Origin of the sequence: Caballeronia ptereochthonis (assembly GCF_001545075.1) — a bacterium.
In the GTDB taxonomy this organism is placed as follows: Bacteria; Pseudomonadota; Gammaproteobacteria; order Burkholderiales; family Burkholderiaceae; genus Caballeronia; species Caballeronia ptereochthonis.
This window is the reverse complement of record NZ_FCOB02000021.1, coordinates 1-14,960: the sequence shown is the minus strand read 5'-3', so window position 1 is coordinate 14,960 and position 14,960 is coordinate 1. Positions and strand designations below refer to the sequence as shown.

The window sequence follows — 14,960 nt, the reverse complement described above, 5'->3', positions numbered from 1 at the left end:
CTGAACGCGGCTTTCGAAGAAAGACCGCCAAGAAAAGGATCGACGAACATGAGCACGACGCTCGACTCTACCGTCACCGCACCGGTCGTCAACAAGGCGACCCGGATGGATCACCTGGATTGGCTCGAAGCCGAGTCGATCCACATCATTCGCGAACTCGCCGCGGAATGCAGCAAACCCGCGCTGCTGTTCTCGGGCGGCAAGGATTCGGTGGTCGTGCTGCATCTCGCGCTGAAGGCCTTCGGTCTCGGCGCGGGCCGCAAGACGGTGCTGCCGTTCCCGCTCGTGCATATCGACACGGGCCACAACTTCCAGGAAGTGATCGACTTCCGCGACGCCCGAGCGGCGGAAATCGGCGCGGAACTGGTCGTCGGCCACGTCGAGGATTCGATCAGGAAGGGCACCGTGCGCCTGCGTCGCGAGACGGACTCGCGCAATGCCGCGCAAGCGGTGACGCTGCTCGAAACGATCGAGGAATACGGCTACACGGCGATGATCGGCGGCGCGCGCCGCGACGAAGAGAAGGCCCGCGCGAAGGAGCGCATCTTCTCGTTCCGCGACGAATTCGGCCAGTGGGATCCGAAGGCGCAGCGCCCCGAACTGTGGAGCATCTACAACGCGCGCCTGCATGCGGGCGAGCACCTGCGCGTGTTCCCGATCTCGAACTGGACCGAGCTCGACGTGTGGCAATACATCGCGCGCGAGAAGCTTGAACTGCCTTCGATCTACTACGCGCACGACCGCGAGATCGTGCGCCGCAACGGCCTGCTCGTGCCGGTGACGCCGCTCACGCCGGTGCACGAAGGCGAGACTTCCGAGATCGCGCAGGTCCGCTTCCGCACGGTCGGCGATATCAGCTGCACGTGCCCGGTGGCGAGCGATGCGGACGATGTCGAGAAGATCATCGCGGAAACGGCCGTGACGGAAATCACGGAACGCGGCGCCACGCGCATGGACGACCAGGCGTCCGAAGCGGCGATGGAGCAGCGCAAGAAGCAAGGTTATTTCTAAGCAACGCCTACGGAATCTACGAATCATGAGCATCTATCAAGCTGAAGACCTGGGCGTGTTGCGCTTCATCACGGCGGGCAGCGTCGACGACGGCAAGAGCACGCTGATCGGCCGCCTGCTGTACGACAGCAAGGCCGTGCTGTCGGATCAGTTGTCCGCCATTTCGCGGGCGAAGAACAAGCGCACGGTCGGCGATGAAATCGATCTGTCGCTGCTGACGGACGGTCTCGAGGCCGAGCGCGAGCAGGGCATCACCATCGACGTCGCGTACCGCTATTTCGCGACCGCGAAGCGCAAGTTCATCATCGCCGATACGCCGGGCCATGAGCAGTACACGCGCAACATGGTGACGGGCGCATCGACCGCGCACGCGGCGATCATTCTCGTCGACGCGACGCGCGTCACGTTCGAGAACGGCGTCGCGCAGCTGCTGCCGCAGACGAAGCGCCACAGTGCGATCGTCAAGCTGCTCGGCCTGCAGCACGTGATCGTCGCGATCAACAAGATGGATCTGGTCGACTACAGCGAAGCGCGCTTCAACGAGATTCGCGACGCCTACGTCGAGCTCGCGCGCCAGCTCGGTCTCTCCGACGTGCGCTTCGTGCCGGTGTCGGCGCTCAAGGGTGACAACATCGTGAGCGCGAGCGAGCGCATGCCGTGGTACGGCGGCGAGCCGCTGCTCGATCTGCTCGAGTTGCTGCCGGTCGCGCAGCCGAACGATCAGGCGCTGCGTTTCCCGGTGCAGTGGGTCGCGCGTCAGGACGGCTCACAGGCCGACGATTTCCGCGGCTACATGGGCCGTGTGGAAGCGGGCGAAGTGCGCGTCGGCGACTCGATCGTCGTGCTGCCGGCCAATCGCGAGGCGACGGTCGCCGAGATCATCGCGCCGGTGCCGGGCGGCGTGGCGCCGGTGGACCGCGCGTTCGCGGGCCAGACGGTGACCATCCGCCTCACGGAAGACGTCGACGTGTCGCGTGGCGACACCTTCGTCCCGGCGGCGCAGAAGGTCGAGCCCGCGAAGAAGCTCGAAGCCGACCTCTGCTGGTTCGACGAAGAGCCGCTTTCGCCGCAGCGCAAGTATCTGCTGAAGCAGACGACGAACACGGTGTTCGCGCGCATCGGCGCGGTGAAGCAGGTGCTGGACGTCCATACGCTCTCGCATTCGGTGGACCGCAGCACGCTCGCGATGAACGACATCGGCCGCGTGGCGCTCACGCTGCAGAAACCGCTCGTCGCGGACGAGTACGATACGCATCAGGGCACCGGCGCGTTCGTGCTGATCGACGAGGCGACGCATCACACGGTCGCGGCCGGCATGATTCGTGCAATTTCTGCATGAGCGTGCTGAACGCGTGAGTTCGACGATGAAAGCTATGGGTAAGGTTTATCTGATCGGAGCGGGGCCGGGCGCGGCGGATCTCATCACCGTGCGCGGCATGCGCCTGCTCGAACAGGCGGACGTGGTGCTGCACGACGCGCTCGTCGAGCCGGCGATGCTCGAGTACGCGCCGGATGCGAAGAAGATCGCCGTCGGCAAGCGTTGTGGACAACGTTCGACGGCCCAGCACTTCATCAACAAGCAGATCGTCGATGCGGCGCGGGAGCATCGTCTCGTCGTGCGTCTGAAGGGCGGCGATCCGATGCTCTTCGGCCGCGCCGACGAGGAAATGCGCGCGCTGGAAGCGGCGGGCATCGAGTATGAAGTGGTGCCGGGCATCACGGCGGCGCTGGCGAGCGCGGCGGCGCTCAAGCGTTCGCTGACCTTGCGCGGCGTGTCGCGCAGCGTCGCGCTGGCGACGCATTCTCGCGCGGCCGATAGCGATGAAATCCGCGAGCAGGCGAAGGCCGATTCACTGGTGTTTTACATGGGCCGCGACAGCGCGCCGGCTATCGCGCAGCAACTGATCGACGCGGGGCGCCCGGGTTCGACGCCGGTCGCGATCGTCGAGGCGTGCAGCACGCCGCGCGAACGCGCGCTGACATTGACGCTCGCACGCATGGCGCTCGGCGAGGCGCAGGAATGGCTGGATCCGTCGCAGCCGAGCCTGCTGATGATCGGTGAGGCGTTCAGGGAAAGGGCCTCGGCCAAGCCGAGGGTGCATTTGAAGGGGATGCAGTTCGCGGCTTGATGGCGATGGAAACGGCAGAGATGGACGAAGCGCACCGGAAGCGGTGCGCTTTTTGTTTCGCCGCCGGGTCAGAAATCCACTGGCTTGATTTTCTTCTTCTTTGAGTTGTCCGCCAGAATTGCATCAAGCGTCGCGATCGTCTTCGCCTTGCAATCCAGCGCCGTGGCAAGATGAAGCGCGTCGCCGGCGCAGAGTCCGGTCGAGGCATCGAGCGCGAGAAGGGCTGCTCGATGGAATACCGGCGGTTCGATCGGTGTCAGTTGCAAATCGCTCGCACACAGTTGCTCGAAGCTTTGCCATGCAAACGCCGATTGCGCTTCGGTCAGTTGTCCGGTTCGCCGTTTGATGCCCAGCGCGCTGGCAAACTCCGTGACGCACCACGCCCCGCAAATCAGGTCGTCCTTGACGGACGCATACCAGTTCGAAACCGCGGCAGTCATTCGCTCTCTGACGCACAGCGCGACGAGCACGCTTGTATCGACGTACACCATCAGTAGCGTGCCCCGCGTCGAAGTTCGTCCATGACCGATTCGGTCATCGGCATCGCATCCCGCGTCCTGGCGAGTTGTTCCGCAAACGCTCGACGATCCCATTTGGCCGGGCGAAGGCAAATGCCGCCGTCCACGGTCAGGCTGGCCTGGACCTGATCTCCCTCGGACAGACCGGTGTGCCGAAGATAGTCGGCTGGAATGCGTACAGCGAGACTATTGCCCCATTTGGAAATGAGCAATCTCAACTGAACCTCTTTGGATATACGGAAACGTATATCCAGTATAGCTCGCGATTTCAGGCGTTGGACTTCGGCCGAACGGCTAACGGTGAGCTACTGGCCCGCCTGCCTCAAACAATATTCCGCCACCGCATCCAGCACCGCATCGTCCTCTCCGACCGCCGTCGCGCAGGAGATGGTCACATCCGGATGCGCCGAGCGGCACTTTTCGATGATCTCGGGCAGATCCCGCCGCACATGCCCGCCTTGCCCGAAGAACACGGGCACGACGGTGATCGCATCGCAGCCGTCGGCGGCCTGCCGAGCGACCGCGGCCGGCAGATCCGGTGTCATCAGTTCAAGAAACGCCAATGAAACCGGCTCCCCGCGCAGCGCACGCAGCTTCGCGGCAAGCCGCTCGAACGGCTCGGCCCAGCGCGGATCGCGTGCGCCATGTCCGAAGAGGATGATGCCGTGCTTGTTCATCGAGCGCTCCTCGAAGAAACCTCAGTGCCGCTCCACCCACTTCAGCCCGAGCAATCCGATTGCCAGATAGGCGAGGGCCGGCGCAGCGGCGGTGATCGGCGCGGGCCACGTGTTCAGATTGCCGATGTGCGAGAAGAGCGTGTTGAACAACTGGAAGCTCATCCCGATCATGATGCCGCCGAACACCTTCACGCCGACCACGCCCGCGCGCGTATGCAGATAAGCGAACGGAAGCGAAAGAATGAGCATCACGAATACCGCGAACGGATAGAGAATCTTGCGCCAGAACGCGATCTGATAACGCTGCGTGTCCTGATGATTCTCGGTCAGATGCTGGATGTAGCGGAACAGATTGAACATCGACATGCGATCCGGCGACACCAGCAGCACCGACAGAATCTGCGGCGTGAGCTCCGAGCGCAGCGAGTATTCGGGCAGCGTCGTCTGCGTCGCGCGATAGACCGGGTTCAGCGTATCGCCCGGATTCACGGCCTGCGGCGGCGCGTCGCTCAGTCGCGTGTCCGTGACGCCCGTGAGCTTCCAGTGGCCGGGCGGCTCGTACACGCCGCTCTTCGCGATGCGCACGTTCGTCAGGCGGAACTTCGAATCGAACTCGTAGATGCGCACGTTCGCGATCGTCGTGTCGGGGTTCAGCGTGCCCACGTTGACGAAGCGCGTCACCTGCTCGCCGTTTTCCTTGGCTGTCAGCGTGTCCTTCACCCACACGCCGGACTGGAAGTTCGATGACACCGACGACCCGAGCGCCTCCAGCCGCACGCGCTCGGACAACTGATCGGTGTAAGGCCCGACCACCTCGCCGATGATGTACGTGACGAGCACGATCGGAATGCCGATCTTCAGGAGCGAGCGCAGCGCGGCGCCGGTCGAAAGCCCGGACACGCGAAAGATCGTGAACTCCGAGGCCGCCGCCATCTGCGCGAAAACGTAAATGGCCGAAATCAGCGCGGCGACAGGGATGATCTCGTAGAAGCGCGACGGTGTCTGCAACGCGACGCGCAGCACCGCCAGCGTGAACTTGTAGTTGCCGTGCCCGACCGTGTTCAGCTCGTTGATCAGATCGAAGAAGAAGAACAGGCCCGAGAACGCGAACAGGATGAAGATGAACGCGAGATAGATCTGGCGCGCGAAGTATCGTTCGTAGATGCGCATCACGTCAGGCCCCCTTCGAACCCGTCAGCGACGAGAGCTTGAAGAGCGGGCGGTTGCGTATCCGCAGCCAGAAGATGAACGCGACGAGCGCCCCCACGACGATGTGCAGCCCGACGATGCCCACCCCGAACGAAAGCTTGCCCTGCTCGATCCACGACTGCACGACGTTCAGCAGGTTCGAGTAGGTGAGATAGATCAGCACGGCCATGACGAGATTGATGGTGCGGCTGCGGCGCGGATTCTGATACGAAAGCGGAATGGCGAGCAGCATCAGATTGATGGCGATGAGCGGCAGGCCCGCGCGCCAGGCGAATTCCGCGAGATTCTCGCTGGACGGATTGGCGAGCAGTTCCGGCGTGGAAATGCCGGTCGTCGTGGGCGTGTTGACGACCTGATGACTCAGTATCTTCACACCATAACGCTCGAACTCCATGATGCGGAAGTTGGGCTGCCCGGGCTCGCCGTCGTAGCGGCGGCCGCTGTCGAGCACGATGAAGCGGTCGCCGTCATCGCGCGTTTCGGTGTGGCCCGTCTGCGAGACGATCACGTTGACCTTGCCGCCTTCGGTGCTCGTGACGAACACGTTCTGGACCTTGCTCTGATCCGGCGACATCTTCTCGATGAAGAACACGCGATGGCTCGACGGCGATTCGCGGAACTGCCCCGGCGCGAGCAGCGACACTTCATCGCGCTGCTGAAAGCGCGTCTTGATGAGCTTGCTCTGCTGGTTCGACCAGGGCCAGCCGACGAACGCGAAGAACATGATGAGAATGATGATCGGCGTGGAGAACACGGCGATCGGCTTGATGAGCTGCGTCTGGCTCACGCCCGAGGCGAGCCACACGACCATCTCCGAGTCGCGATACCAGCGCGTGAGCACGAAGAGAATGGAGACGAACAGCGTCACGATCAGCATCACGGCGAGATAACCGATGACGGTGAGCCCGATCAGCACGACGACGTCTTTCGGGTCGACCTGACCCTGCGCCGCGAAGCCGACGATGCGGATCATCATCGTCGTGAGCATGATCGTGAGCAGCACCATGAACACGGCGCCGGCCGTGTACGCGAGTTCGCGCTGCAGGGAGCGTTCGAAGATCATTGAATTTTTGCTTGGAGCCGGCGGGGACGCGGAATCATGCACGCATCTCTGGCGAACGGGGTGGCCATGTGAGCAAACTCGTGCTCACCCTCCGCGCTCACCCTCGTTTCGCGCCTGTGACCGCCGCGGAAAAAATAGCGGATAATTGCGGCTTTCATCCTTCAGCCAAGATTTTATCCGAGGATAAGCGCGATGGACTTTAGCATAAAAGCCTGTGATTGGAGCAAAGGCGAGGCAAATGGTTTCCTTACCGGGAAGTCGGATGTCATCGTCCTCGGCATCTTCGAAGCGCAGACACTCACGGGCGCCGCGCGCGTCATGGACGTCGCCACCAAAGGCCTCATCTCGCGCGTCGTGAAGGCCGGCGACATGAGCGGCCGCGCGGGCACGACGCTGCTCGTGCCCGAAGTGACGGGCATCGGCGCGTCGCGCGTGCTGCTCGTAGGCTGCGGCAAGCAGGATGCCTTCAATCAGAAGGTGTATGGCGAAGCCGTGCGCGCCGCGTGGCGCGTGGTGCTCGGCTCGAAGATCGGCCAGGCGACCTTCACGCTCGCGCAACTGCCGATCCAGGAACGCACTGCCGACTGGGCCGTGCGCGCCGCAATCCTTGCGCTGCGCGAGCTGACCTACAAGTTCACGCAGATGAAGAGCAAGCCCGACAACGGCGCGCGCTCGCTCAAGAAGGTCGTGTTCAGCGTCGATTCCGCCGATGAGAAGGCCGCGAAGGTCGCGGTGAAGCAGGGCGTCGCGATCGCGAACGGCATGGACCTGACGCGTGATCTCGGCAACCTGCCGCCGAACGTCTGCACGCCGACCTATCTCGGCCAGACCGCGAAGAAGCTCGGCCGCGACTGGAAGCTGAAGGTCGAGGTGCTCGGCCAGAAGCAGATCGAGGCGCTCAACATGGGCTCGTTCCTGTCGGTGGCGAAGGGCTCGGTCGAGCCGCCGCAGTTCATCGTCATGCATTATCAGGGCGCGGGCGCGGCCGCCAAGGGCAAGAACGCGCCGATCGTGCTGGTCGGCAAGGGCATCACGTTCGATTCGGGCGGCATCTCGATCAAGCCGGGCGAGGCGATGGACGAGATGAAGTACGACATGTGCGGCGCGGGCTCGGTGTTCGGCACGATGCGCGCGGTCGCCGAGATGGGCCTCAAGCTCAACGTCATCGGCGTCATCCCGACCTGCGAGAACATGCCCGCGGGCAACGCGGTGAAGCCGGGCGACATCATCACGGCGATGAACGGCACGACCATCGAAGTGCTCAACACCGACGCGGAAGGCCGCCTGATCCTGTGCGACGCGCTCACCTACGCCGAGCGCTTCAAGCCCGCCGCCGTGGTCGATATCGCCACGCTCACGGGCGCGTGCATCATCGCGCTCGGCCATCACAACACGGGTCTCTTCTCGAAGGACGACGCGCTCGCGGGCGAGCTGCTCGACGCCTCGCGCGACGCGGTCGACCCGGCCTGGCGCCTGCCGCTCGACGAGGAGTATCAGGACCAGCTCAAGTCGAACTTCGCGGACGTCGCGAACATCGGCGGCCGTCCGGCGGGCAGCGTGACGGCGGCGTGCTTCCTCTCGCGCTTCGCGTCGAACTATCCGTGGGCGCACCTCGACATCGCGGGCACCGCGTGGAAGAGCGGCGCGACGAAGGGCGCGACGGGCCGTCCCGTGCCGCTGTTGTCGCAGTTCCTGATCGATCGCGCCGGCGCTTGAAGAAGGCATGACGCGCATCGACTTTCATACGAACGTCGGCGATCCGCTCGCGTACGCCTGTCGCCTCGCGCGCAAGGCGTACCTGAGCGGCAAGCCGGTCGTCGTGCTTGCCGAACCGAAGCGGCTCGCCGCGTTCGACGAGCAGTTGTGGACCTTTCAGCCGCTCGAGTTCGTGCCGCACTGCATGGCGAAGAGCCCGCTCGCGCAGGACACGCCCGTGGTGCTCACCTCGAATCTCGACGAAGCGCCGCATCATCAGGTGCTCGTCAATCTCGGCGCGCCGGTGCCGGCGCAGTTCGCGCGCTTCGAGCGGCTCGTGGAGATCGTCGGCAGCGACGGCGACGATCTCGCGGCGGGCCGCGAGCGCTATCGCTTCTATCGCGATCGCGGCTACACGATCGAAACGCACAATCAGGGCGGTTGAGCGAACAGAAGGCGCGGGCCCGCCGCGCTACGCTTTCACGGTGAGACACGAGACCCGCCAGGGATAGCCTTGCATGGGACCGCAAGGGCGCCGAAGCGCCAGCCACGGTCGACAGGAGACCAACCGACATGACGAAAAAGCCCGAATCCTTCGATCCGTCCATTCCAGTCCTGACCGATGTCGTCGTGCCCGGCAAGCCGGAATATGCGCGCGCGCCGTCCGCCGACGAGGCCGCGATCGAATACGATGCGGAGTTGATCGCCGAGCGGCTGCGCAGCCGCTTCACGGGATTTCTGACGGGCGATGGACGCCCGCTCATCGAGGAACGCTGCCGCGAGGTGCTGCGCGAGCATTCGGCGCAGCTCGTCTCCGCAATCACGCGCGAGGTCGCGACGGCGCTCGAAGGCAGGATGAGCGAATGGGTGCGCGAGGCGGTCGAGGAGGAATTGCGCCGCCAGCGCGGCGAGTAAGCACGGCTTATCGCAGCGACAGGATCCAGTCCGCGAGCGCGACGGCCTGATCGGACGAAATCTGCGTATTCGCGGGCATCGGCACGGGCCCCCACACGCCCACGCCGCCTTCGACGATCTTGCGCGCCAGTTGCGAGCGCGCACCGTCGACATGCGCATACCTGTGCGCGACGCTGTCGAACGACGGCCCCATGAACGTGCGCGACACCGAGTGGCAGCTCATGCAGTTGTGACTCTGCGCGAAGCCGAGCATCGACGCGTCCGATTGCGCGTGCGCGCTGCCGCAGCCTGCGGCCACCAGCCATGCCGCCGCCAGGTGTCGGCGCCTCATCCGTTTCGAGTCCATGCGTTCTCCCCGATGCATGACTGCATGCGCCCCGGCCTTCGGACGCGTGCCGCATTGTCGCGCTTTTTCGCGTGGCGCATCAATGCCGTTCACGACAACGCAAAGCATCATTGTCGCGTTCGCTGTCGGATGGCGAGCGGTGTTTACCTATACTCCCTTTGCCCGATAGAGCGCCCCGACTCCTGCCCGCGCGCATGAAATGAGTCGGACTCCGAACGCTTCAAAAAAAGCATGCGGCGCGCGAGTTTGCACGCCAGGCGAAACAATGCGGGGTGGCATGCCCAGACCACGATATCGCGAGCACGAAGAGCGGTCACTGGCCGTCGCATTACGTCCCTTGTCCGCGGCGGTTCTGCTCGCTTACACCCTGTCCGCGCACGCGCTGACGACGCTCGGCTCCAGCACGACCTCTCAGACTATCTCCACCGACACCGCGTACCTGATCGACGTGGGCACGGCCATCACGACATCGGCGGGCAACGCCATCAACGTCGAAGGCATCGCGCCCGCCGCGATGACCAACGCGGGCGCGATCGTCAGTTCTACCGATAACGTCGCCGCGGCGGTGCGCTTCGACATCGCCGGTTCGTTCGTCAACGAGGCGACGGGCGCGGTGCTCGGCCAGACGCACGGCGTGCTGTTCAACGACGGCGGCAGCGCCGATGACATCGTCAATCGCGGCGATATCAGCGCGCGCGTGAGTCATGCCATTTCGTATCAGGGCAGCTCGGGCGGCACTGTTGACAACTTCGGCACGCTCAACGCCAATCCGGCGGTGACCCCGAGCACGGACGGCATGTTCCTGGCGTCGTCGGGAAACGTGATCGTGAACAACCATGCGGGCGCCGTGATCCGCTCGGGTACCGGCGACGCATCGTATGGAATCGGCATACGGATAGATGCCGGCACGGCGGTCGTTCAGAACGACGGTCTGATCGAAGGCTTTCATGAAGGCATCGCCAGCAGGACGACACTGACCTCGGCCATCGTGAACAGCGAGACCGGCGTCATTCGCGGCAACCTCGCGGCCGGCGTGAGGCTCGGCCAGGGCAGCACGCTCGAGAATCACGGCGCGATCTCCAGCGTCTCCGACCCGGCCATCGTGCTGTTCGGCGCGAACAACGTCGTGACGCTGGGCACGGGTTCTTCGCTGAGCGGCGGCGCGAATGCCGCCGTGTCCAGTCTCGCGGCCGGCAACGCGATCGTCCTGACGGGAACGGGCACCGAGCCGGGCAATTTCGTCGCGGCGGCCGATTCCGGCTTCGCACGCTTGAGCGCGAGCGCGAACAGCCACTGGACGCTCAACGGCTTCGCGAGAATGGGCGGCACGTCGGCCGCGACCGTCGATGTCGCGGGCGCGCTCACCTTGGGCGGCACGGTGTTCAACGCGGGCGGCGGCGCGACCGTCGCACCGGCGGGCATGCTCACGCTCGGCACCGGCGGCGCGGGCGGCATGGTCACGGGCAATCTCGTCAATGACGGACTGCTGCGTTTCAATCGCAGCGACGAGTTCTCCTTCGATGGCCTGCTGAGCGGCAACGGCGCGCTGGTGCAGGCGGGCAGCGGCACGGCCGCGCTGACGGCCGCGGGGTCGTCGCAGGGCGCGGTCGGCGTCGATGCCGGGACGCTCGCGCTGCGCCAGCCGGGCGCGTTCAATGCGGCGAGCTACGCGACGCGCGCGGGCGCGAGCACCGCCATCGCGGCGGATGCGACGCTGAACGTGGCGACGGGCTTCCAGCAGGCGCCCGGCGCCGCGCTCATCGTGGCGCTGGGGCAGGCACAGCCGATCGTCACGGCCGCCACCGCGGGCCTGAACGGCGCGCTCCTCGTGAGCGGCTTCGGCGCCACCGCGCCCAGTACGGCGAGCGCACTCGCGAGCACGCGCTTCACGGTGATCCACACGACGGGCGGCATTGCGGGAGACTTCGCGAGCGTCGGCTTCGGCGGCGTCGCGAGCCCGGTGGATTATCTGACGCTCGACGGCGCGAAGTCGGTCGATGCGCGCGATTACACCGTCGGCTTCGGCCTGAGCTGGCTCGCGGGCGCAGCGCGAGGCAATGGCGTGTTCACCCTCGCCGGCGTGGCGGACGTCTTCAACGCCGATGTGCCGCTCGCCGATCAGGCAGGCCCCTTCGCGAGCGGCTGGGACGGCCGCACGCTGACCAAGAACGGCGCCGGCGCGCTCATCCTGTCGGCGGCGAGCGCCTACACCGGCGCCACCATCGTAAACGGCGGCGTGCTGCGCGCCGGCGTGGCGAACGCGCTGGTCAACAGCGCGAATGTCGACATCGCGAGCGGCGCGACGCTGGATGCCGGCGGCCTTTCGCAGCAGGTCAACAACCTGAGCGGCGTGGGGCGCGTGGCGCTGGGCGGCGCGACGCTCATCGCACAGAACACCACGGACACCGCGTTCAGCGGCGTGATCGACGGCGACGGGCGAGTTGTCAAGCGCGGCGGCGGGGCGCTCGCGTTCGGCGGCGTCAATCGCTACAGCGGCGGCACGAGCGTGGAGGCGGGCACGCTCGTCGCGCTGGGCGGCGCGGCGCTCGGCAGCGGCACGGTCGCCAACGGCGCGACGCTGCGGCTCGACTTCGCGAGCGACGGCGTCCTTGCGAATACGCTGTCCGGCGCGGGCGCGCTCGTCAAGAGCGGCAGCGGCGCGGCGACGCTCGTCGCGCCCGGATCGGCGCAAGGCAGCGTATCGGTCGATGCGGGCGCGCTGCGTTTCTTCCGCAACGGCGGGTTTTCGGTGAGCGGCGACTACGTCACGGCCGCGGGCGCCTCGACGTTCCTGTCGGGCCAGTCGCAACTGGCGGTCGGCAATCGCTTTGCGGTGGAGGGCACGCTCAACAGCGTCGTCGGCAGCGCGGAGCCAGCCGTCACGGCGGGCACGGCGATGATCGGGCCGGGTGCGGTCTTCAACGTCGCGGGCTACTCGGCGGCGGCGACGGCGAGCGCCAGCCAGCTCGCCGGCGGCGTCTTCACCGCGATTCACACGGCCGCGCCCGGCGCGCTTTCCGGCGCGTTCGGCACGGTTCGCATCGGCGGATCGTCGAGCGCGGCCGATTATCTGACGTTGACGAGCGCCTATACCCCGCAGAACTTCGACATCGGCCTCGGGCTGACGTGGTACGCGGCGCACGGCGCGTCGCCGCAGACGGCCAATGGCCTCTTTACGCTTCCCGCCGCCGCCGACCTCTTCGACATGGACGTAGTCCTCGCCGATCAGCCCGCAAACGCCGTCACCGGCTGGGACGGCAGGACGCTCACGAAAGCGGGCGCGGGCACGCTGCAGCTGTCGAAGGCGAACGCCTATACCGGCACTACCACGGTCACGGGCGGCACGCTCGCGGCGGGCGCGCCGAACGTGATCGCCGGCAGTTCGCAACTGACGCTGGGCACGGGCTCGACCTTCGATCTGCGCGGCTTCGACCAGCGCGTCAACGATCTGCAGGGGGCGGGCGGCATCGCGCTCGGCGGCGCGGCGCTGACGGTGAACAGCGCGGCGGATTCGCTGTTCGGCGGCGTGATCGGCGGCACGGGCGCGCTCACGAAAATCGGCGCGGGCACCCTGACGCTCACCGGCGACCACACGTTCGCGGGTCCGACGACCATCGCCGCCGGCGTGCTGCGCTTGGGCGCGGGCGGCGCGACGGGCAGCGTGGCGGGCGACATCGTCGATGATGGCGTGCTCGTCCTCGAGCGCGCCGACGACTACGTGTATCGCGGCAGCATCAGCGGCGCGGGCGATGTCGTGCAACAGGGCCGCGGCAACGTCACGCTGACGGGCGCGCACACCTACGCCGGCACGACCGCGGTGAACGCGGGCGCGCTGATCCTCGCCGATGGCGCATCGCTCGCGGGCACGCGGCAGGTGACGGTGGCGCAGGGCGCGACGCTCGGCGGCTACGGCACGGTCGGCGGCGCGGTCGTCAACAACGGCCTGCTCGCCGTTGCGGACGCCGCGCCGGGTTTCGCGGGCGGTCCGGCGGGGCAGTTTCGCGTCGGCGGCGCGTTCACCAACAACGGCGAGATCCGCATGCAGAGTCCCACGCCCGCGAGCACGCTGGTCGTCGGCGGCGACTACGCGAGCAACAACGGCCGGCTCGCGCTCTCCACGGTGCTGGCCGGCGACGGCTCGGCCACCGACCGCCTCGTCGTGCGCGGCGGCACGGCGGGCAGCACGCTCGTCACCGTCGAGAACGCCGGGGGCGGCGGGGCGCAAACGAACCAAGGCATCCGCATCGTGGAAGTCGACGGGCGCTCCGACGGCACCTTCACGCTCGACGGGCGCGTGGTCGCGGGTGCGTACGAATATCGCCTGCTGCAGGGCGGCGCGTCGACGCCCGGCGACGGCGACTGGTATCTGCGCTCGTCGTCGGATGCGCCGGGGCCCGCGCCGCGCCCCGAGCCGGGCGCCTATCTCGGCAACCGGCAGGCCGCGCAGGACATGTTCACGCTGACGCTGCACGACCGTGCGGGCTTCGCCGATCCGTTTGCCGATCCGCTCTCCGGCCAGCAGGGAAGCGGCGATTCGACGGCGTGGGCGCGCACGAAGGGCGCGCACACCGACAGCCAGGCGGCGGGCGGGCGCCTCGGCGAATCGACGGATGGCGCGCTCGTGCAGGCGGGCATCGACGTGCTGCAGCGCGTGTCGGACGGGCATCGCTGGCAGGCGGGCGTGATGGCGGGCTACGGCTCCGCGACGACCGATGCGAGCGCGCAGCGCGGCGGCTCGGGCGCGCGCGGCAGCACCAACGGCGCGAGCGCCGGAGTCTACGCGACCTGGCGCGGCGACGCCTGTTCGGCGGCTGGCCCGTATGTCGATACCTGGCTGCAATACGCCCACTTCGACAACACCGTCAAGGGCGACGGCCTCCCAGGCGAGAGCTACGCGAGCCGCGTCTGGGCGGGCTCGATCGAGGGCGGCTGGGCATTCGCGCTCGGCGCGACGGCCACGGGCTTCGTTCTGCTCGAACCGCAGGCGCAGGCCATCTACACGAACTATCACGCCGACGACCACACCGAAAGCAACGGCACCGTCGTTCACGCCGGCGACGGCGGCGGCTTCACGACGCGCATCGGCATGCGGCTCTTTCACGCGCCCGCGTCGCAGGCGTCGCCCGGATGGCTGCCGTTCCTCGAGCTGAACTGGTGGCACGACACGCGCATCGCGTCGGTCGCGTTCAATGACGTGACGGTCTCGCAGGACGGGCCGCGAAATCGCGTCGAGGTGAAGGTGGGCGCGCAAGGCCAGATCGGCCGGCAATGGCGCGTGTGGGGAAATCTGGGGTATCAGCAGGGCGGGGGCGGTTATCGCAGCTATCAGGGGCTTCTGGGCGCGCGATACCTCTGGTGACGCGATGCCGCACAGGAAAAACGGCGGGCGCGCGAACC

13 protein-coding genes are annotated in these 14,960 nt (G+C 66.6%); 7 read left to right on the top strand and 6 right to left on the bottom strand.

Features of this window, described 5'->3' with window-relative positions; genetic code table 11:
• The first annotated feature begins 48 nt into the window (after positions 1 to 48).
• Genes cysD through cobA form a run of 3 tightly spaced genes read left to right on the top strand, consistent with a single transcriptional unit; the run spans position 49 to position 3,140 of the window.
• Positions 49 to 1,011: a sulfate adenylyltransferase subunit CysD gene (cysD, locus tag AWB83_RS21745; protein WP_087047696.1), complete on the top strand. Its 963-nt coding sequence runs from the start codon at positions 49 to 51 to the stop codon at positions 1,009 to 1,011.
• Between the two features lie 25 nt (positions 1,012 to 1,036).
• Positions 1,037 to 2,350, top strand: a complete 1,314-nt coding sequence (locus tag AWB83_RS21740) for a sulfate adenylyltransferase subunit 1 (RefSeq protein WP_087047695.1) — start codon at positions 1,037 to 1,039, stop codon at positions 2,348 to 2,350.
• A gap of 34 nt (positions 2,351 to 2,384) precedes the next feature.
• Positions 2,385 to 3,140 carry a uroporphyrinogen-III C-methyltransferase gene (cobA, locus tag AWB83_RS21735; protein ID WP_087047694.1) on the top strand — a complete coding sequence of 252 codons (756 nt, stop codon included), beginning with the start codon at positions 2,385 to 2,387 and terminating at the stop codon, positions 3,138 to 3,140.
• Positions 3,141 to 3,208: 68 nt separating this feature from the next.
• Here cobA and AWB83_RS21730 read toward each other — a convergent pair whose 3' ends face one another.
• The 5 genes from AWB83_RS21730 to lptF form a co-directional block, all read right to left on the bottom strand.
• The gene (locus tag AWB83_RS21730; RefSeq protein ID WP_279629094.1) at positions 3,209 to 3,631 is read right to left on the bottom strand and encodes a type II toxin-antitoxin system VapC family toxin; all 423 of its coding nucleotides are present in this window, start codon (positions 3,629 to 3,631) and stop codon (positions 3,209 to 3,211) included.
• On the bottom strand, positions 3,631 to 3,876 hold the full coding sequence (locus AWB83_RS21725; RefSeq protein ID WP_087047693.1) for an AbrB/MazE/SpoVT family DNA-binding domain-containing protein: 246 nt from the start codon (positions 3,874 to 3,876) through the stop codon (positions 3,631 to 3,633). The genes AWB83_RS21730 and AWB83_RS21725 overlap by 1 nt, the downstream gene beginning before the upstream one ends.
• Positions 3,877 to 3,963: 87 nt before the next feature.
• Entirely contained in the window at positions 3,964 to 4,335 is a 372-nt protein-coding gene (locus tag AWB83_RS21720; RefSeq protein WP_087047692.1) for a sirohydrochlorin chelatase, read from the bottom strand.
• A gap of 21 nt (positions 4,336 to 4,356) precedes the next feature.
• The gene (gene lptG, locus AWB83_RS21715; RefSeq protein WP_087047691.1) at positions 4,357 to 5,505 is read right to left on the bottom strand and encodes an LPS export ABC transporter permease LptG; all 1,149 of its coding nucleotides are present in this window, start codon (positions 5,503 to 5,505) and stop codon (positions 4,357 to 4,359) included.
• A 4-nt stretch (positions 5,506 to 5,509) separates the two neighbouring features.
• A complete protein-coding gene (lptF, locus tag AWB83_RS21710) occupies positions 5,510 to 6,607 on the bottom strand; it encodes an LPS export ABC transporter permease LptF (RefSeq protein ID WP_087047690.1) in 1,098 nt (365 codons plus the stop codon).
• Positions 6,608 to 6,799: 192 nt separating this feature from the next.
• On the opposite strand from lptF, the gene AWB83_RS21705 reads away from it, so the two are divergent.
• From AWB83_RS21705 to AWB83_RS21695, 3 genes are all read left to right on the top strand, one after another.
• The gene (locus tag AWB83_RS21705; RefSeq protein ID WP_087047689.1) at positions 6,800 to 8,323 is read left to right on the top strand and encodes a leucyl aminopeptidase; all 1,524 of its coding nucleotides are present in this window, start codon (positions 6,800 to 6,802) and stop codon (positions 8,321 to 8,323) included.
• A 7-nt stretch (positions 8,324 to 8,330) separates the two neighbouring features.
• Positions 8,331 to 8,747 carry a DNA polymerase III subunit chi gene (locus AWB83_RS21700; RefSeq protein ID WP_087047688.1) on the top strand — a complete coding sequence of 139 codons (417 nt, stop codon included), beginning with the start codon at positions 8,331 to 8,333 and terminating at the stop codon, positions 8,745 to 8,747.
• A gap of 128 nt (positions 8,748 to 8,875) precedes the next feature.
• Positions 8,876 to 9,217 carry a DUF2486 family protein gene (locus tag AWB83_RS21695; RefSeq protein ID WP_087047687.1) on the top strand — a complete coding sequence of 114 codons (342 nt, stop codon included), beginning with the start codon at positions 8,876 to 8,878 and terminating at the stop codon, positions 9,215 to 9,217.
• 7 nt (positions 9,218 to 9,224) lie between these two features.
• Here AWB83_RS21695 and AWB83_RS21690 read toward each other — a convergent pair whose 3' ends face one another.
• Positions 9,225 to 9,548 (bottom strand): c-type cytochrome, encoded by a 324-nt coding sequence (locus AWB83_RS21690; protein WP_087047818.1) that lies wholly within the window; start codon positions 9,546 to 9,548, stop codon positions 9,225 to 9,227.
• 292 nt (positions 9,549 to 9,840) lie between these two features.
• Here AWB83_RS21690 and AWB83_RS21685 point away from each other — a divergent pair, with 292 nt between their 5' ends.
• Complete coding sequence (locus tag AWB83_RS21685; protein WP_244197840.1) at positions 9,841 to 14,922, top strand: autotransporter outer membrane beta-barrel domain-containing protein; 5,082 nt, start codon at positions 9,841 to 9,843, stop codon at positions 14,920 to 14,922.
• The last annotated feature ends 38 nt before the right edge of the window (positions 14,923 to 14,960 follow it).

Excerpts from the sequence above, each read along its gene's own strand:
- cysD (WP_087047696.1), top strand. The coding sequence starts at position 49 with ATGAGCACGACGCTCGACTCTACCGTCACCGCACCGGTCGTCAACAAG.
- AWB83_RS21740 (WP_087047695.1), top strand. The coding sequence starts at position 1,037 with ATGAGCATCTATCAAGCTGAAGACCTGGGCGTGTTGCGCTTCATCACG.
- cobA (WP_087047694.1), top strand. The coding sequence starts at position 2,385 with ATGGGTAAGGTTTATCTGATCGGAGCGGGGCCGGGCGCGGCGGATCTC.
- AWB83_RS21730 (WP_279629094.1), bottom strand. The coding sequence starts at position 3,631 with ATGGTGTACGTCGATACAAGCGTGCTCGTCGCGCTGTGCGTCAGAGAG.
- AWB83_RS21720 (WP_087047692.1), bottom strand. The coding sequence starts at position 4,335 with ATGAACAAGCACGGCATCATCCTCTTCGGACATGGCGCACGCGATCCG.
- lptG (WP_087047691.1), bottom strand. The coding sequence starts at position 5,505 with ATGCGCATCTACGAACGATACTTCGCGCGCCAGATCTATCTCGCGTTC.
- lptF (WP_087047690.1), bottom strand. The coding sequence starts at position 6,607 with ATGATCTTCGAACGCTCCCTGCAGCGCGAACTCGCGTACACGGCCGGC.
- AWB83_RS21705 (WP_087047689.1), top strand. The coding sequence starts at position 6,800 with ATGGACTTTAGCATAAAAGCCTGTGATTGGAGCAAAGGCGAGGCAAAT.
- AWB83_RS21700 (WP_087047688.1), top strand. The coding sequence starts at position 8,331 with ATGACGCGCATCGACTTTCATACGAACGTCGGCGATCCGCTCGCGTAC.
- AWB83_RS21695 (WP_087047687.1), top strand. The coding sequence starts at position 8,876 with ATGACGAAAAAGCCCGAATCCTTCGATCCGTCCATTCCAGTCCTGACC.
- AWB83_RS21690 (WP_087047818.1), bottom strand. The coding sequence starts at position 9,548 with ATGAGGCGCCGACACCTGGCGGCGGCATGGCTGGTGGCCGCAGGCTGC.
- AWB83_RS21685 (WP_244197840.1), top strand. The coding sequence starts at position 9,841 with ATGCCCAGACCACGATATCGCGAGCACGAAGAGCGGTCACTGGCCGTC.